General features: G+C 72.3%; 17 protein-coding genes. 1 reads left to right on the forward strand and 16 read right to left on the reverse strand.

The window, feature by feature from the left end:
• Positions 1-30: 30 nt before the first annotated feature.
• Positions 31-1,002 (reverse strand): helix-turn-helix transcriptional regulator, encoded by a 972-nt coding sequence (locus ACFSKW_RS40785; protein WP_379579354.1) that lies wholly within the window; start codon positions 1,000-1,002, stop codon positions 31-33.
• A gap of 95 nt (positions 1,003-1,097) precedes the next feature.
• Between ACFSKW_RS40785 and ACFSKW_RS40790 the strand changes: the two genes are divergently transcribed.
• Positions 1,098-1,514, forward strand: coding sequence for a VOC family protein (locus ACFSKW_RS40790; protein ID WP_379579356.1), 417 nt, complete (start codon positions 1,098-1,100; stop codon positions 1,512-1,514).
• A gap of 5 nt (positions 1,515-1,519) precedes the next feature.
• Here the strand turns inward: ACFSKW_RS40790 and ACFSKW_RS40795 are convergent, their stop codons facing one another.
• The 15 genes from ACFSKW_RS40795 to ACFSKW_RS40865 form a co-directional block, all read right to left on the reverse strand.
• A complete protein-coding gene (locus ACFSKW_RS40795) occupies positions 1,520-3,004 on the reverse strand; it encodes an RsmB/NOP family class I SAM-dependent RNA methyltransferase (RefSeq protein ID WP_379579358.1) in 1,485 nt (494 codons plus the stop codon).
• Complete coding sequence (gene fmt / locus ACFSKW_RS40800) at positions 3,004-3,936, reverse strand: methionyl-tRNA formyltransferase (protein ID WP_379579360.1); 933 nt, start codon at positions 3,934-3,936, stop codon at positions 3,004-3,006. Before fmt ends, ACFSKW_RS40795 begins: the two co-directional genes overlap by 1 nt.
• 2 nt (positions 3,937-3,938) lie before the next feature.
• On the reverse strand, positions 3,939-4,487 hold the full coding sequence (gene def / locus ACFSKW_RS40805; protein ID WP_183658990.1) for a peptide deformylase: 549 nt from the start codon (positions 4,485-4,487) through the stop codon (positions 3,939-3,941).
• Positions 4,488-4,682: 195 nt separating this feature from the next.
• Positions 4,683-6,002, reverse strand: coding sequence for a hypothetical protein (locus ACFSKW_RS40810; protein WP_379579362.1), 1,320 nt, complete (start codon positions 6,000-6,002; stop codon positions 4,683-4,685).
• Positions 6,003-6,025: 23 nt separating this feature from the next.
• Positions 6,026-7,624, reverse strand: a complete 1,599-nt coding sequence (locus ACFSKW_RS40815) for a hypothetical protein (RefSeq protein ID WP_379579364.1) — start codon at positions 7,622-7,624, stop codon at positions 6,026-6,028.
• Positions 7,625-7,673: 49 nt separating this feature from the next.
• Positions 7,674-9,734 (reverse strand): primosomal protein N', encoded by a 2,061-nt coding sequence (locus ACFSKW_RS40820; protein WP_379579365.1) that lies wholly within the window; start codon positions 9,732-9,734, stop codon positions 7,674-7,676.
• A gap of 118 nt (positions 9,735-9,852) precedes the next feature.
• Positions 9,853-11,040: a methionine adenosyltransferase gene (gene metK / locus ACFSKW_RS40825; RefSeq protein ID WP_379579367.1), complete on the reverse strand. Its 1,188-nt coding sequence runs from the start codon at positions 11,038-11,040 to the stop codon at positions 9,853-9,855.
• A 129-nt stretch (positions 11,041-11,169) separates the two neighbouring features.
• Positions 11,170-11,538 carry a hypothetical protein gene (locus ACFSKW_RS40830; protein WP_379579369.1) on the reverse strand — a complete coding sequence of 123 codons (369 nt, stop codon included), beginning with the start codon at positions 11,536-11,538 and terminating at the stop codon, positions 11,170-11,172.
• 213 nt (positions 11,539-11,751) lie between these two features.
• Complete coding sequence (gene coaBC / locus ACFSKW_RS40835) at positions 11,752-12,954, reverse strand: bifunctional phosphopantothenoylcysteine decarboxylase/phosphopantothenate--cysteine ligase CoaBC (protein ID WP_379579371.1); 1,203 nt, start codon at positions 12,952-12,954, stop codon at positions 11,752-11,754.
• A gap of 7 nt (positions 12,955-12,961) precedes the next feature.
• Positions 12,962-13,231, reverse strand: a complete 270-nt coding sequence (gene rpoZ / locus ACFSKW_RS40840; RefSeq protein ID WP_358123574.1) for a DNA-directed RNA polymerase subunit omega — start codon at positions 13,229-13,231, stop codon at positions 12,962-12,964.
• A gap of 24 nt (positions 13,232-13,255) precedes the next feature.
• On the reverse strand, positions 13,256-13,792 hold the full coding sequence (gmk, locus tag ACFSKW_RS40845; protein ID WP_379579373.1) for a guanylate kinase: 537 nt from the start codon (positions 13,790-13,792) through the stop codon (positions 13,256-13,258).
• 139 nt (positions 13,793-13,931) lie between these two features.
• Positions 13,932-14,255 carry an integration host factor, actinobacterial type gene (gene mihF / locus ACFSKW_RS40850; RefSeq protein ID WP_183658973.1) on the reverse strand — a complete coding sequence of 108 codons (324 nt, stop codon included), beginning with the start codon at positions 14,253-14,255 and terminating at the stop codon, positions 13,932-13,934.
• A gap of 571 nt (positions 14,256-14,826) precedes the next feature.
• A complete protein-coding gene (gene pyrF, locus ACFSKW_RS40855; RefSeq protein ID WP_379579375.1) occupies positions 14,827-15,516 on the reverse strand; it encodes an orotidine-5'-phosphate decarboxylase in 690 nt (229 codons plus the stop codon).
• Positions 15,513-16,490 (reverse strand): dihydroorotate dehydrogenase, encoded by a 978-nt coding sequence (locus ACFSKW_RS40860; protein ID WP_379579377.1) that lies wholly within the window; start codon positions 16,488-16,490, stop codon positions 15,513-15,515. Before ACFSKW_RS40860 ends, pyrF begins: the two co-directional genes overlap by 4 nt.
• Positions 16,480-17,346: a dihydroorotate dehydrogenase electron transfer subunit gene (locus tag ACFSKW_RS40865; protein WP_379580253.1), complete on the reverse strand. Its 867-nt coding sequence runs from the start codon at positions 17,344-17,346 to the stop codon at positions 16,480-16,482. The genes ACFSKW_RS40860 and ACFSKW_RS40865 overlap by 11 nt, the downstream gene beginning before the upstream one ends.
• Positions 17,347-17,348 lie beyond the last annotated feature (2 nt).

Raw genomic sequence — 17,348 nt, forward strand, 5'->3', positions numbered from 1 at the left:
GAACGCCTGCCGCCGAGCCCGCACCCGGCTTCAGTGAACACCCTGCCCCCCGGTCTCCGGCGGGCCGTGCAGCTTTACCAGCTCGGCGCCGAGCCTGGCGAGCTCGGCGCGCACCGGAGGCGAGTCCACGACCTCGACGAGCGCGCCCCAGCCCGCGAGGTACTGGGCGATCATGAGCGGGGTCGGCGCGGCGACCCTGACGCGCGCCCGCCCGTCGTCGAGCGTCGCCACCACGTCGCAGTGCCGTCCGAACTGGTCACGCAGGACGGGCACGAAACGCGCCTGGATGAGCACGGTGGCCGACAGCTGCGAGCGGTGCTGCTCCACCTCGTCGACCACCCGCCCCCACGCCTGCGACAGGTCGAAGCCGGCGGGCCGCCCGGCCGGCAGGTCGGTCACGTCGGCCGCGATGATCCTGTCGACCCTGAAGGTGCGCTGTCCGTCGTCGGTGCCCGCCACCAGGTACCAGATGTCGTCCTTGTCGACCAGGCCCCACGGGTCGACGAGTCGTTCGGTGCGTCCCTTGCCTCTGCCGGTGTAGGACAGGCGGACCTTCAGCCTGCGGACGGTGGCGTTCTGCAGGATGTCCACCAGCTCGGGCCGCCGCCGGCCGTGCTCGCCCCATCGGGCGGGGTCGATCACGACGGCGCTCGCCGCGGCCTCGGCCTCGGCCCTGAACGTCTGTGGCAGCGCTCGCACGAGCTTGCGCAGCGCCGATTTGACCTCGGGGGCGATGGCCGCCGCCGGTCCGACGAGCAGGAACAGCGCCTGGGCCTCGGGCGCGGTCAGCCCGCTGAGGTCGGTGCGGGCCCCGCCGAGCAGCGACCAGCCGCCGCCCCTGCCCGGCTGCGGGTAGACGGGGATGCCCGCAGCCGACAACGCTTCCAGGTCACGCCTGGCGGTGGCCACGGAGACTTCGAGCTCCTCGGCCAGCTCGGTGGCGGTGATCCTGCCCCGCGACTGCATCAGCAGCAGGGCGGCCACCAGACGGTCGGCTCGCATGAACCACAGTCTCGCAAAAGAAAGTGCTCATTTGATGAGCACTTTGAGGAGAAGAATGAAGATTGTCACTCACCGAGAACACGAAGGAGCCACCCATGCTGCGAGGCCTCACCACCACCAGCTTCTGGGCCGACGACATGCGGGCCGCCACGCGGTGGTACGCCGAGGTGTTCGGCATCGAGCCCTACTTCGAGCGGTCGGGCCCCGACGGCAACCTCGCCTACGTCGAGTTCCGCGTCGGCGACTACCAGCACGAGTTCGGCCTGATCCACAGCGGCTACGCCCCCGAGGGCGCCCCCGGGGAGCCGGGCGGCGCGGTCGTCTACTGGCACGTCGACGACGTCCACGCGGCCATGGAGAAGCTGCTCTCCATGGGCGCGAAGGAGTATCAGCCGGTGGTCACAAGAGGGCCGGGGTTCGTCACGGCGTCGGTCGTCGACCCGTTCGGCAACGTCCTCGGCCTCATGTACAACCAGCACTACCTGTCGGTGCTGAGCTCGATGCAGAAGTAGCGGGATCAGGCCCGCCTGCGCAGCAGGGCCAGGAACATGGCGTCGGTGCCGTGACGGTGCGGCCAGAACTGCGCGTGCGGGCCTTCCCCGAGCCCGTCGATCCCCGGCAGGAAGGCGCGGGCGTCGAGCTGCTCGACGTCGTCGCGGCGCCTGAGCACGTCCGCCACCACCACCTGGGTCTCGGCCAGATGCGGCGAGCAGGTGACGTAGGCGGCGACTCCACCGGGCCGGAGCGAATCCAGAGCGGTCCCGAGCAGGTGGCGCTGCAGCGCGCCCAGCTCGGCCACGCTCGCCGGGTCGCGCCGCCACCTGGCCTCGGGACGGCGGCGCAGCGCGCCGAGCCCCGTGCAGGGCGCGTCGAGCATCACACGGTCGAAGGAGCCGGGCCGCCAGGCGGGCTCGGTGCCGTCGGCGGTGATCACCGCGGCCTGCCTGGTGGTCTGCCAGACCAGGCGGGCCCTGTGGTACTGCACGTCGGCGGCCAGCATCCTGGCCCCGCCTGCGAACGCGAACGCCGCCTCCCCGCTCTTGCCCGCCGCGAGGTCGCCGTGCGTGGCGATCGCGTCGAGCAGGCCCGCCTTGCCGCCAGGGCCCGCGCACATGTCGAGCCACCGGTCGTCGGGCCCGTCGACGGGCACCCTGGTGAGCGCGAGCGCGACGAGCTGGCTCGCCTCGTCCTGTACGGCGGCGCGGGTCTCGGCCACCGCGAGGATCTGCCCGGGGTCACCCTCCGGCAGGTACGCCGCGTAGGGCGAGTAGCGGCCTGGCTCGGCGCCCGCCTCCTCGAGCTCCTCGACGGAGCTGCGCCCCGGCCTGGCCACGAGCGTCACCACGGGCCTGGCGTTGTCGGCGGCCAGGAGGTCGGCCGTCTCCTCTGCGTCACGACCGAGCGCGTCGCGGAAAGCGCTGACGATCCAGCGGGGGTGGCTGTGGGCGATCGCCAGGTGGCCGACGAGGTCGCTGCCGGCGGGAGGCGCGACGATCGCGATCCACTCGTCGAGCGTCCTGGAGGCGATCTTGCGGAGGACGGCGTTGGCGAAGCGGGAGGCGCCGGTGCCGATGCGCAGCCGTACCAGGTCGACGGTGGTGCCGACGGCGGCGTGCGGGGGAACGCGCATCTTGAGCAGCTGGTGGGCGCCCAGGCGCAGCGCGTCGAGGACGGCGGGGTCGGGCTCCCGGTCGCCGCACATCGCGATGATCGCGTCGTAGCCGCCGAGGCCGCGCAGCGTGCCGTAGGCCAGCTCGGTCGCCAGAGCCGCGTCCCTGCCCTTCAGCCCTCGCTCGCGCAGCAGGCGCGGCATGAGCAGGTTGGCGTAGGCGTCGCGCTCGTCGACCGCTCTCAGCAGGTCGTAGGCGGCGTTGCGCGCCTCGTCACGCGCGGGCTTCCTGGCCCGGCCACCAGGGGAAGGCCGCCCGCCCGAAGAACCCCGGCCGCCCGAGAAGCCCCCGCGGCGCGAGCCGCCGCCTGAGGACGCGCCCCGCTCGGCCATCAGAGCAGCCGATCCGCCGGCGTGACGCGCACGCCGCGCGCCCACTCGCCGGCCGTCATGAGCCGCTTGCCCTGCGGCTGCACCTCGCCCAGCTCCACCGGGTGGGTGCCGGTGCCGACCAGCACGCTGTTCTTGCCCGCCACCACGAGCTCGCCTGGCGCCAGCCGCTCGGCCTCGGCCGCGAGCCGTACCGGGCCGAGTTTGATCCGGTGCTCGCGGAAGGTCGTCCATGGGCCGGGGTTGGGCGTGCAGGCCCGCACCAGCCTGTCCACGCGCATCGCGGGCGCGCTCCAGTCGATCCTGGCGTCGTCCACGGTGAGCTTCGGCGCGACCGACACCCCGTCGAGCGGCTGGGGCCGCGCTTCGAGCGTGCCGTCCTCGATCCCGTCGAGGGTGGCCGCCAGCAGCCCCGCCCCCGACTCGGCCAGCCTGGCGAGCAGTTCGCCGCTGGTGTCGGTGCCCTTGATCTCCTCGGTGACCACCCCGTACACGGGGCCCGCGTCGAGCTCCTTCACGATCTGGAAGGTGGCCGCACCGGTGATCTCGTCGCCGTGCAGGACGGCGTGCTGCACGGGCGCCGCCCCCCGCCACGCGGGCAGCAGCGAGAAGTGCAGGTTGACCCAGCCGTGGTGCGGGATGTCGAGCGCGGCCTGCGGCAGCAACGCCCCGTAGGCGACGACGGGGCAGCAGTCGGGCGCCAGTTCGTTCAGCCGGTCGAGGAACGCGGGGTCGCTCACCTTGGCGGGCCGCAGCACTTCGATGCCCTCGGCGGCGGCCAGGTCGGCCACGGGGCTCGGGTGCAGCGCGCGGCCTCGGCCCGCGCGGGCGTCCGGGCGCGTGACCACGGCCACCACCTCGTGGCGCGGCGAGTCGATCAGGGCGCGCAGCGAGGGCAGCGCGGTCTCGGGGGTGCCAGCGAAGACCAGGCGCATCGTCAGAGGGCCCTCCCGCCCGTGGCGTGGGGTGAGAACTTGACGGTGGGGGCCGACAGCCCGCTCCACTCGGCCTCGCGGATGGCCTTCATCGCCAGCTTGCGCTGCTTGGGGTCCATCCTGTCGATGAACAGGATGCCGTCGAGGTGGTCGGTCTCGTGCTGGAAGCACCTGGCCATCAGGTCGGTGCCTTCGAGCACGACGGGCTCGCCGTGCATGTTGAATCCCTTGGCGACCGCCCGGATGGCGCGCGGCGTCGGGAACGACAGCCCGGGGAAGGACAGGCAGCCCTCCTCGCCCTCCTCGTCGAGGTCGGCCGACAGGTCGAGGTCCGGGTTGATCAGGTGTCCGAGCTGGTCGTCGACGTAGTAGGTGAACACGCGCAGGCCGACGCCGATCTGCGGGGCGGCAAGACCCGCCCCCGGCGCGTCCATCATCGTGTCGGTGAGGTCCTTGACCAGCTTGCGCAGCTCCTTGTCGAAGTCGACGACCGGGGCCGCCGGGGTGCGCAGCACCGGGTCACCGAACAGCCGGATCGACTGAATGGACAAGGGGTACTCCGTTTCGCATCGATGGGATCACCCCAGTTTACTGGGGAGAAACGCCAACCCTCCCCGGAGAACCCCCGGCCACCCTCTCGCAGGCCGGACGCCCACAGGGGCGCGGACCCCGGTCGCAGGCGGGACGCCGCACGGGGGCGGGCCTGGGGCTCCTGGCGGGGTTGCCCACATGCCGGCGGCCGTCGCCTAGCCTGGCTCGTCGCCGGTCGCCATCGCCCTCGCCGACCGGGCCTTCATCGCCGCCTTCCTGGCCGCCTTGGCCACCGCCTGGTCGCCGTGGTGGTCGGCCAGCAGGTCGAGCACGGCGATCGTGTCGGGGTGGTCGACCGTGGCCATCTCGCCGACCAGGCGTACCAGCTCCTCGCCTGCCTCCAGCACGTCGAAGGAGCCCATCGCGCCCGGCGCGTCGGCGAAGTAGAGCAGCGCGGCAAGGGAGTCGATCGCGATCCAGGTGTGGTCGCCGGGGTTGAGCGGGGGCGCGGCCAGGTCGCGGATGTGCAGCCACGAGGCGGCGTAGCGCCACATGAGCGGCTCGTCGAGGGCCTTGCGGACGGGCAGCTCGGCCTCGGGACCGAGCTCCTCCAGGATGGTGCCGACCGCGCCGCGCTGGCCCGCCGTTCCTGACGCGGCGACCTGGACCAGCTCGTGGGCGGCAGACTCCGGCGAGCGGCGCTCCAGCCAGTGGGCGACCACGCTCGGGGTGACCACACCGGTGATCATCGCCTCGACCAGCTCGGCCGCCGCGTAGTCGGAGTAGACCTCGACCTCGGCCGCCGTCGGCGCGTCGTGGCCCTCGCGCAGCAGGTCGCGGCGGACCGCCCACACCCCGAGCGGGGTGAGCCTGAAATGGCCCGTGGTGGTCTGCTCGACCAGCCCGCAGTACTCGAGCAGCGCCAGCGCGTCGAAGAGCTCGGCCGGCAGGGCCGCGGCCAGACGGCGAAGCTCCACCGCGCCGGGGTCGCATGCCACCTCATGGGACTGGAGGATGCCCTTGGCCAGGGTGGCGGCGGCCACGCCGGTGCGCACGGAGTAGATGGTGGCCAGCGTCTCGGCCAGGTGCTCGTCGACCACGGCGGACCCGCTGAGCCCCTCTTCGGCCCTGTCGAGGACGTCCATCACCACGCCGTCCCAGAACTCCAGCGTCGCCTCGACGGACAGCTGGTGCGGGAGCGGGCCGCGGCTCGCCGTCCCCCTCATGATCTGCAGCAGTTGGGTGTTGACCGCGACCACCCACAGCAGGCGCAGCCGCCCGGCCACCAGGCCGAGCTCGGCGACGGCCGCCTCGGCGTCGGCGGCGCGCAGCAGGCCGTGCTCGGTGACGGGGCGGGTGCCCGTCCACGCCGTCAGGCGCAGGGCGTCGGCGACCAGCGGCACTCCCGGCACGGCCCTGGCCAGGTCGGCGTCGGGCGCCAGCGCGACCGGCGGGAAGACCAGGCCTTCGACGTGCTTGTCCTCGATCGGAGGGGGCTTGCGCAGCTCGGTGAGGTCGAAGACGTTGTTTGCCACTCACGAAACTTACTGCACAGCCGTCACAGGGAGGTACCGATCGCACGGGAGCGGGCCTTGAAAGCGGCCTTCCTCGCGGCCTTGGCGAGGGTGCCGTCGGGGATGGAGCGCCCGAGCAGTTCGAGCACCTCGACCACGTCGGGGTGGTCGACCCGCCACATTTCCTCGATCACGTGGGCGGGCGGTCCCGAGGCCGCGATGTTCTCGGCGAAGATCTCGGGATCCTCCTCCGCGGCGGGCATGGCGAGGGCGAGCATGTCGACGCTCACCCACAGCAGCTCCTCCTGGGTGAGCGGAGGCGCGGGCAGTCCGCGGGCGGTCAGCCAGTGTATGGCGTGCGGGCGCAGCTCCTGGTCATCCAGGCAGGCCCTGACCGCGCTCTCGGCGGCGGAGTCGAGCCTGTCGACGATGGTGACCGCGATGCCGCGCGCCACCGCGGGCGCGCCCCCGGCGGCCGACAGCAGCTCGGCCGCGGCCTCCGCCGCGCTCCTGCGCTCCAGCCAGCGCTGGATGTCCTCCTCGGCCAGCTCGGTGGGGATGCCGGACAGCAGGCCCTCGATCAGGCCCATCGCGTCGGCCTCCGCGAGGTCCTCCGCCTCCGGCGCGTCGAGGCCGTGGGCGAGGTAGCGGCGGCGCATGCCGTAACAGGCGAGCGGGGTGAGCGTGACGGCGTCGTCGGCACGCCCCAGCAGCCCGCAGTGGGCCAGCCGGTCGAGAGCCGTCTCGACGTCGACGCCGCTGTATTCGGTGAGCTCCTGAAGGTACTCGGCGACCACGCTCACCGGGGCGGGCGTCTGCAGGCGGTAGAGCATGTCGAACAGGTCGTAGAGCTCCTCGTCGAGCTCGGCGGAGCCGGTGACCTGGCCGCCGGTGTCCTTCTCCAGCAGGAACTCCACCGTGCGCGCCCACGACTCCAGCGGATCGTCGGAGCCCGGCAGGCGACCCAGGTCCCACAGCAGCCCGGCGTACGGCAGGGGCGCGGCCGCGGCGTCCCTGGCCCGCAGCCGCCCCTTCGCGGTGGGCGTGGAGCCGCGCTCGGCCACCCACGCGCGCAGCCGCCGCGCGTCGGCCAGTATCGGCACGGCCTCGACGGCCGCCTCCAGCTCCGCCCTCGGCGCCAGCCGTACGGCGGGCAGCGGCGCGCACGCGGGGCAGTCGCACGGCGCCTCCCCCAGCTCGGGCAGCTCACCCGCGGGAATGGCGACCGCCTGTTCGAGCGACTCGGGCCCGATCGAGCTGAACAGGCTCTTGGCCATGCCGAAGTTGGCGGGGTCGGCCAGCGCGGTGGCCATCTCGGGCTCGATCCGCGCCAGGGTGGCGCGCATCTCCCGCGCGCCGTCCTCGGAGATCTCACCGAGGTCGAGCAGGAAGTCGACGAGCGTGCGCGAGGCCGCGACGGTCTCCTGCGCGCTCTCCGGCGGCGCGATGACCTTACGCGGGTAGATCGACAGCAGCAGCTCGTCGAAGGTGGCGGGAGTGAACTCGCCGAGCTCGGTCACGTTGAGATAGTCGCTGGCGTAGTCGCAGAGCAGACGGATCTCGTCCGCGTCCACGTCGACTTCGTGCGCCCGACCCCAGGCGCGCAGATCGTCGATGGCTCGGTTCACCCATTCGATCGACACAGGGCGACGCTAACGGACGACTTACGCGCACGCGAATCGGGGAAAGAGGCTATATCAGGTCGAGAGGGTCAACACTTACCCTCACGACATCCTGCGCCTTACGCGCCGCACGCACCCCCGTGGCCCCTTTCAACGCGATGGCCAACTGCGGCCCCAGCGATCGCGGCACGCGGATCATGGCGCGCTCCTGCTCGCCCTCGGCGCGCCGCGTGTCCACCGGTACGGGGCCGAGGACCTGCGCCTCCTGCGGCAGCCTCACCTCGCCGAGCATCTCCCTGACCGCCGAGGGCGCGCCGGTCAGGGTCGCCATGCGCACCGCCGGAGGGAACCCCAGCTCCCGCCGGTCGGCCAGCTCGCGCTCGGCGTGCGTGATCGGGTCCCAGCGCAGCAGCGCCTGGACGGCCGGCATCGCGGCATCGGCCAGCACCACCAGCTCCGCGGCCGGACGCAGCAGCGCGGCGGCGTTCATCCAGCGCCGGACGGCCTCCTCCCCTGCCCGCAGGTCGGCCCTGCCGAGCATCGCCCAGCCGTCGAGCAGCACCGCGGCCGTGTAGCCGCCCTCGGCGAAGGGCTCGGCGCCGGGCGTGGCCACCACGAGCGCGCGACCCGGCCCGACCGTGGCCAGCACGCCGTCGCGCCCCGAGGTCTTCACCGGCACCGAGGGAAAGGCGCGGCCCAGTTCCTCGGCGGTGCGCCGGGCGCCCACCACGGACGCGCGGATCCTGCCGTCGCCGCACGAAGGACACCGCCAGTCGCCCGCGATCCGCCCGCACCACTTGCAGTACGGCGCCGCGTGCCCGCCACGCAGCGCGAGCGGCCCGTGGCACAGCTGCTCACCGGTGATCGTCGCGCGGGTCGGCGGGTGCTCGCACCTGGCGGCCGCCCTGCACGTGCGGCAGGCCAGCGAGGGAAGGTAGCCGCGCCTGGGCACCTGCACGAGCACGGGGCCCTCCTCCAGCCCCTGCTGCAGGGCCCGCCACGCGAGGCTGGGCAGCCTGGCCGCGCGGGCCGCCTGGTCCTTGGCCAGCTCGCCGTCCTCCCCCGCGGGCCTGACCCTCGGCGCGACCGCCCTGATGGCCTGCCTGTCCGCCACGATCGGTCTGGCCCACTTCGAGGCGATGAGCTGGGTGGCCTCCGCCGTACGGGAGTGGCCGCCGATGAGCATGCCCGCCCCCGCCCTGTGCGCGCGGAGGGCGAGCACCTCTCTGGCGTGCGGGTAGGGGGCGAGCCGTTCGGCGTGCAGGTCGTCGCCGTCGTCCCAGATGACGACGAGTCCGAGCTTCTCCACGGGCGCGAACATCGCCGCCCTCGTACCGACGACGGCCCTGACCTGGCCGCGCAGCGCGCGCAACCACCGGCGGTAGCGCTCGGCTGGACCGAGGTCGGCGGTGAGGGCGACGTGCCTGCCGGGGCCGAGCGCCTCGGACAGCGCCTGGTCGGCGAACGTGACGTCCCTGCCGTCGGGGACGACGACCACGGCGCCCCTGCCGCCGTCCAGCGTCGCCCTGACGGCCTCGGCGACGGGGCGGGCCCAGCTCGTGTTGCCCGGCAGCGCGCCCCACACCGCCCTGGGCGACCTGCCGTTCTTCAGGGCGTCGAGGAAGGAGGCGCCCATCGGGTAGGCGTCCCATGCGCCGTCGCCGCCGCCCTCGCCCTCGGCGACGGGGTCGCGTTTCTCCGCCTCGACGCGGGCGTGCCTCGGGGGGACCGCCAGGCGCAGCACGTCGGCCAGCGTTCCTGCGTAGCGGTCGGCGACGGCGCGGGCCAGCCCGGCGATCTCGGGCGTCAGCACGGGCTCGGGCGACACGACCCGTTCGAGGGCCGTGAGCCGCCCCTCGTGCTCGCTGCCCGACACGCGCTCCAGCAGGAATCCGTCCACCAGCTTCCCCGCGAACCGCACGCGCACCCGCACGCCGGGCACGGCGTCGCCGTCCATGGCCTCGGGCACCAGATAGTCGAAGGGCCGGTCGAGATGCGGCAGCGGACTGTCGACGACGATCCTGGCCACGGGGAGCTCAGCGGCCGCCACAGGCGCGCCGAGGTCCCGCCTGGCCGACTCCGCGGGGCGCACGGCCTCAAGGGGCAGGAGGGCGTCGTCGGAGTCGGTCACAGACTACGTCTACCAGATGCGCGGCGCCCGCCGGACGGCTGCGGACGGCACGGGACCCGGCCATGCGACGACGATGCCGCACCCCTTCCGGAGTGCGGCATCGTCGTCAGGCGAGCGGTCAGAGACCGGCGGCTTCGCGCAGCGCGGGCGCGCGGTCGGTCGACTCCCACGAGAAGCCCTCACGGCCGAAGTGGCCGTAGGCGGCGGTCTCGGAGTAGATCGGGCGCAGCAGGTCGAGGTCGCGGATGATCGCGGCGGGACGCAGGTCGAACACCTTGGTCACGGCCTCCTGGATCTTCTCCACGGCCACCTTCTCGGTGCCGAAGGTCTCCACGAAGACACCCACGGGCTCGGCCTTGCCGATGGCGTAGGCGACCTGGACCTCGGCACGGTCGGCGAGACCCGCGGCGACGATGTTCTTGGCGACCCAGCGCATCGCGTAGGCGGCCGAGCGGTCGACCTTGGACGGGTCCTTGCCGGAGAAGGCGCCGCCGCCGTGGCGGGCCATGCCGCCGTAGGTGTCGACGATGATCTTGCGTCCGGTGAGGCCTGCGTCGCCCATCGGGCCGCCGATCTCGAACCTGCCGGTCGGGTTGACCAGCAGGCGGTAGCCCTCGATGTCGATGTCGATCCCGGCGAGGACGTGGTCGACCACGTGCTCCTTGATGTCGGGCGTCAGCATCTCCTTGAGGTCGATCTCCGCCGCGTGCTGGGTGGAGACGACGACGGTGTCGAGACGGACCGGCTTGTCGCCGTCGTACTCGATCGTGACCTGGGTCTTGCCGTCGGGACGCAGGTAGGGCACCAGGCCGGACTTGCGCACCTCGGAAAGGCGGCGGGCGAGCTTGTGCGCGAGCGTGATCGGCAGCGGCATCAGCTCGGGCGTCTCACGGCAGGCGTAGCCGAACATCAGGCCCTGGTCGCCGGCGCCCTGGCGGTCGAGCTCGTCGACGTCACCCTCGACGCGGTGCTCGTAGGCGTCGTCGACACCCTGGGCGATGTCGGGCGACTGGGCGCCGATGGAGGCCGACACACCGCAGGAGGCGCCGTCGAAGCCCTTGTGGGAGGCGTCGTAGCCGATCTCAAGGATCTTCTCGCGGATGACGCCGGCGATGTCGACGTAGGTCTCGGTCGTCACCTCGCCTGCGACGTGGACCTGGCCGGTAGTGATCAGCGTCTCGACGGCGACCCTGGACTTGGGGTCGTCCTTGAGCATGGCGTCGAGAATCGCGTCACTGATCTGGTCGGCGATCTTGTCCGGGTGGCCTTCGGTGACCGACTCGGAGGTGAACAGGCGACGTGACAACTCAGTGGCTCCTCATGCAGCGGCTGCTGACGGATGTACGGCTCGGGCGGTAGAGACACGCCAGGGCCATCGCCGAAGTGTAGCCCCACATGCCCGCGCCCCGCGAAACTGCTCCCATTCTGCCCCTTGTCAGAGGTGAGGGAGCGGATCGAGGGGCAGAGTGTCGGGCTCGAACACCTCGGCGTCGGCCGCGGCGACGACGGCGGCGTACTCCTCGTCGAACTCGAAGAACATCTCACCGAGCTGGATGACGGGGCTGGGCGCCATGGTGATCGGCCCGAGCCTCGTGGCGCGGGGGAAGGCGGCGTAGAGCGCGACAGGGCGGTCGCTCCTGAGCATCCTGGTGGCCAGGACGGAGACGGACCTGTCGGTGACGACGATCAGGAAGTTCGCGACGCCGGGCGGGCCGATCGACAGCGCGGGAAAGACATAGCGGATCTCCTCCCCCTGGCGCAGCAGAGCCCTGCAGCGATCCCTGACAGCCGACGTCACCGGCATCCCATCCCCCCTCGCCGACCCTCAGTATCCGCAGGCAGGCGGGGTGCCGCAACAGTTGATCAGGTAACGGGCCATGCCGGAACCCGGCCTTTCCCGACCGCCTGATCTCCCCTGTGAACCGGCCCGCTCGGGACGCGCAGGGGCCGGAGTGCCGCCACGGCGATCTCGGGCTCGCCGATCGGGCGGGCCGCGACCGTCACGGGCGGGCGGTGCTCAGGACAGGCGGGCGGCGACCAGGTCCCACACGGCGTCGGCGAGGTCCTCCTTGGGCCCGCGTGGCACCTCGACCTGGGATCCGTCCGCGGCCAGGATCGTCGCGGCGTTGTCGGGGGTGCCGAAGGCCAGCCCCTCCCCCACCTGGTTGACCACCAGCAGGTCGCATCCCTTGCGGGCGAGCTTGGCCTTGCCGTTGGCGAGCACGTCGTCGGTCTCGGCCGCGAAGCCCGCGATCACCGCAGGACGCGCGGGGGCGAAAGCGCCCGCGCGCCGCCGCTCGCCCAGCTCGGCGAGGATGTCGGGATTCTTGACCAGCTCGATCGGCTCCGGCTCGCCCGAGGTCTTCTTGATCTTCGAGTCGTGGCGCACGGCGGGCCTGAAGTCGGCCACGGCCGCCGCCATGACGACCGCGTCGGCGTCGGCGGCGGCCGACAGCACGGCGTCGCGCAGCTCCACCGCGGACTCGACCCTGATGACCTTGGCGCCCGCCGGGTCGCCGAGCGACACGTTGGCCGCCACGAGCGTCACCTCGGCGCCGCGCGCGACCGCCGTGCGGGCCAGGGCGTATCCCTGCAGCCCCGAGGAGCGGTTGCCGAGGTAGCGGACCGGGTCGAGAGCCTCGCGGGTGCCGCCCGCCGAGATGACGACCTTGCGTCCCGCCAGGTCGCGAGGGCGGCCCGCCATGACGCGGAGGCAGATCTCGAAGATCTCTTCGGGGTCCGGCAGCCGGCCTGGACCCGTGTCGGCGCCCGTGAGGCGGCCGACGGCGGGGTCGATGACGATGGATCCCCGCTCGCGGAGGGTGGCCACGTTGGCCCTGGTGGCCGCGTGCTCCCACATCTCGGTGTGCATCGCGGGCGCGAACACCACGGGACACCTGGCCGTGAGCAGCGTGTTGGTCAGCAGGTCGCCCGCCAGGCCGTGGGCGGCCCTGGCGAGGACGTCGGCCGTCGCGGGCGCGACCACGACGAGGTCGGCGCGCTGGCCGAGCCGTACGTGGGGCACCTCGTGCACGTCGTCCCACACGTCGGTGGCCACCGGGTGCCCTGACAGCGCCGCCCACGTGGGCTCGCCCACGAACCGCAGCGCGTCGCGGGTCGGAACGACCCGCACCTCGTGGCCCGACTCGGTGAACAGGCGCAGGAGCTCGCAGGCCTTGTAGGCGGCGATGCCCGCGCTGACGCCCAGGACGACCCTCATGGAAGGGTCAGACCGCGCCTTCGATGGGCTCGGCGTTGAGGAGACCGTCGGCGACCTCGCGGAGCGCGATGGACAGCGGCTTCTCCTGCGCGTGGGTCTCGACCAGGGGGCCGACGTACTCCAGCAGGCCCTCGCCGAGCTGGGAGTAGTAGGCGTTGATCTGGCGGGCGCGCTTGGCACCCATGATGACCAGGGAGTACTTGCTGTCGACGATGTCGAGCAGCGAGTCGATCGAGGGGTTGGTGATGCCCTCGGTCGTCGGGGCAATGCCTGCCACGTTGTCAGACCTCTCGTCGGAATGCTATGCGGTCATCAAGGCTATCAGCCTGTGGCATACGTCCTGGACGTTCGTGTTCACCAGCGTGGTATCGAACTCCTTCTCGGCCGCCATCTCGACGCGCCCGGCCTCGAGCCGGCGGGCGATGACGTCCTCGGGTTCGGTGCCGCGCCCTCGAAGGCGCTTCTCCAGCTCCTCCCACGACGGGGGGGCCAGGAAGACCAGCAGCGCCTCCGGCATGCTCTCGCGCACCTGCCTGGCACCCTGGAGATCGATCTCCAGCACCGTGGGCACCCCGGCCGCGAGCTTGTCGAGCACGGCCTGCCTCGGCGTGCCGTACCTGTTGCCCGCGAACTCGGCCCACTCCAGCAGCTCGCCCGACTCGACGAGCCCGTCGAACTCGTCGTTGCCGGCGAAGAAGTACTCGACCCCGTGCGTCTCGCCGGGGCGGGGCTTCCTGGTGGTCACCGAGACCGACAGCCACACCTCGGGGTGTGCCCGCCGGAGCTCGGCGACGACCGTGGACTTGCCGACGCCTGACGGCCCTGACAGGACCGTCAACCGCCTGGTGGCACCGTGCTGGTGCGCGTTGCCACCAGGGGGAACGAAACCACCGCGATCCGTGCCTTCACCATCGGACCAGGACCTGTCGGTCACTTCGTTACCCCCGTCGAACCTGCGCTTTCGTGTGGTACCGAGGTTAGCCCTCGTTGCCACCGAACTCGCGCTCGAGGGCAGCCCTCTGGTTCGCGCCGAGACCCCGCACGCGGCGGGACTCGGCAATAGCGTGCCGCTCCATCAGCTGCTTGGCGCGGACCTTGCCCACGCCGGGGAGCGACTCCAACAGAGCCGACACCTTCATCTTGCCGATGACGTCGTCGGTCTGCCCATCCTTGAGCACCTCAGCCAGAGAAACCGCGCCGTGCTTGAGTCGGTTCTTGACCTCGGCACGCTCTTTACGGGCCTTGGCAGCCTTCTCAAGGGCTGCGGCGCGCTGCTCAGGGGTCAGGGGAGGAAGAGCCACGCCGGGTCACCTCGAATTTCTGTCGATGTACTCGGACGGGATGGGAAACTAGCTGGTCAAGGCGTCGTTAGCAACGTCAAGCGCCGTTTCTCTCACCATAAAATCCACTTCTTCACTCCGTGTGTTCGAATAACTACGCTGTGCCGATCAAAATGCCCTCACTTCGCGCTTCTCGCCATTCGTCAACCGGGTTGACAGGAATGCGATCATGATCACAGAAACCGGCCCGGGAGAGGCCTCGCAGGCCCGCGCGGGGAGGGGGTTTACGGACAGCCGAGGCTCGGATTCGGCGGCGGGACAGGGGTTTCGGACAACGCCGTCCGCTCCCGTGATCGCCCGCACGGCGCGTCAGGAACGGCCTGAGCGGCTCAGGACGCGCCGAAACGGCTGTGACGGACGCGTCATGAGTGGCTCGCGTGGCAGGCGGGCCCTTCGGGGCCTACGCGCCCTGAGGGCCACGCGGTGCGACGTCTCCAGAGCCCGCCCGAGTCCCGCTGGAGCACGCGTGAGGGACGGGCGGGCACCGGTGATCAACAGGGGGCTTGACCCGGCGTGCCGTACCCAGAGATGATCATGAGCGACGGAGTGAGGCGGCGATCGAGGCGGCCGTCGCGCCGGGGTCGGCCGAGCCCGTGATCGGGCGGCCGATGACGAGCAGGTCCGCGCCGTCGGCGAGAGCCTGCTCGGGCGTGGCCACCCGCGCCTGGTCCTGGCTGTCGGCTCCGGCGGGCCGCACCCCGGGGGTGATCAGCGTGATGCCGGGCCCCACGGCCGCCCGCACGCCGGCGACCTCGCGAGGCGAGCACACCAGCGCCTTGGCGCCCGCCTCCACCGACATCACCGCCAGCCGCCGCACGGCGTCCTCGGGCGAGCCCCCGACCCCGATGGCGGCCAGGTCCGCGGCCGACAGCGAGGTGAGCACGGTGACGGCCGCGATCTCGGTGTGCGGAGCGGCCTCCACGGCCGCCTGGATCATCGCGGGGCCCCCGGAGGCGTGGACGGTCAGGATGGCCGGCCTGAGCCGCGCCACGGCCCTCGTGGCGCCCGCCACGGTGTTCGGGATGTCGTGGAGCTTCAGGTCGAGGAAGACCTTCACGCCGCTGGCCCCCTGGACGGAGGCGATCACGTCGGGCCCGTAGCGCAGATAGAGCTCCAGGCCCACCTTGACCGTGCTCACGTGCGGGGTCACCAGCGAAGCCCAGCGGGCCGCGGTCTCCAGGTCAGGTGCGTCCAGGGCGACGGCGATGGGTGCGGGCGTCACAGGGAACTCTCCTCGGAGTCGACGAGCAGGTGCCGGGCGGCGCTGCCCGGTGGCCGGTGTGCCAGGCCGACGGCGTCGGCGAGGCGGTGAAAGCCCCTGGCCTGCAACAGCTCCTCGAGCTCGCGCTCGATGCGCAGGCAGGCGTAGGGGTCGTGGAACAGCGCCGTGCCCACCCCGACCACGCAGGCACCCGCGAGGACGAGTTGGAGGGCGTCGTGACCGCTCATCACGCCGCCGACGCCGATGATGGGCACGCCGGGGATGGCGGCGTGGACCTGCCAGACGCACCGTACGGCCAGCGGCAGGATCGCGGGACCCGACAGCCCCCCGGTGCCCGCGGCGAGCGACGGCTTGAGCGCGTCGATGTCGATGGTCATGCCGAGCGGGTTGTTGATCATGGAAAGAGCGTCGGCCCCCGCGTCGACGCAGGCGCGGGCGACGGCCACGACGTCGGCCACGTCAGGTGACAGCTTGGCGACGACGGGCACGTCGTAGCGCATGACCGAGCGCACCGACGCGATCACCTCGGCCGCGGCCCCTCCGTCGCGGGCGAACACGCGCCCGCGGTCCTCGATGTTGGGGCAGGCGAGGTTGACCTCGATCGCGGTCACGCCGGGCGCGTCGGTGAGCCTGCGCGCCAGCGCCGCGTACTCGGCCACCGTGCCGCCGCCGATCGACACGACGGTCCTGATGCCGCGCTGGGCCAGCCACGGCAGCTCGCGTTCGAGGAAGGCGTCGATGCCAGGCCCCTGGAGACCCACGGCGTTGAGCATGCCCGAGGGCGTCTCGGCCATGCGCGGGGTGGGCCTGCCCGCCCTCGGCGCCATCGTGATCGACCGGGTGACCAGCGCGCCGAGGCGGTGCAGGTCGAAGAACTGGGCCAGCTCGCGGCCCGAGCCCGCGCAGCCCGCCGCGGTGGTGACGGGGTTGGCGAGCTCGACGTGCGCCAGGAACGTCCGCATGTCAACCGACATGTCGAGCTCCACCGCCGGGGGCGCCGAGCGCGTCGAACGGGATCGTTCCCACGTCCTCGAACCGCACGCGTTCCCCCCTGAAGACAGGACCCTCGGCGCAGGCGCGCACCATCCTGGTCACGCCGTCGTCGCCGATGACAGGCAGCACACAGGTCATGCAGATCCCGATGCCGCAGGCCATGGCCTCCTCCACCGCCACCTGGACGGGGATGTCGAACTCGATCGCCACCGCGGTGACCTGGCGCAGCGACTCCATCGGCCCGCAGGCGTAGATGGCGTCGGCGCGCGTGTCGGCGATGACCGACGGCAGCACGTCGGTCACCTTGCCGCGCAGCCCGAGCGAGCCGTCCTCGGTGGTGAGCGTGGTGGTCTCCGACATCCTGCGGGCCCGCATCGCGCCGAACACCCGGTCGGCCGAGGCCGCGCCGAGCACGAAGTCGATGCGGCAGCCGCGTTCCATCAGCGCGTCGGCCAGCGGGAACAGCGGGGCCGCGCCGTACTCGTCGCCGACGAGCACGCAGACCGCGGGGTCGCGGGGCAGCGGGAACGGCCGCCCCAGCGGCCCCACCAGGTCGAGCGTGTCGCGGGCGCGCCGCTCCGCCAGCCACGACGTGCCGGGGCCCGAGGCGGTGAAGACGAGTTCGACCGTGCCGCCGTAGTCGGGCTTGACGTCATGGATGGACAGGGCGCGCCTGGTCACCATCGAGGTGCGCGGCCCCCCGACGGCGACCGAGACGAAGTGGCCTGGACGGAACCGCTCGGCGACGCCCGGCGCCACCACGGTCAGCGCATGGTAGGCGTCGACCCGGCGCGTGGTCAGCACCGTGCCAGTCACCTGCACCGGAGTCCCGGCCAGAC

The sequence above is a fragment of the Nonomuraea mangrovi genome (assembly GCF_042681425.1).
In the GTDB taxonomy this organism is placed as follows: domain Bacteria; phylum Actinomycetota; class Actinomycetes; order Streptosporangiales; family Streptosporangiaceae; genus Nonomuraea; species Nonomuraea mangrovi.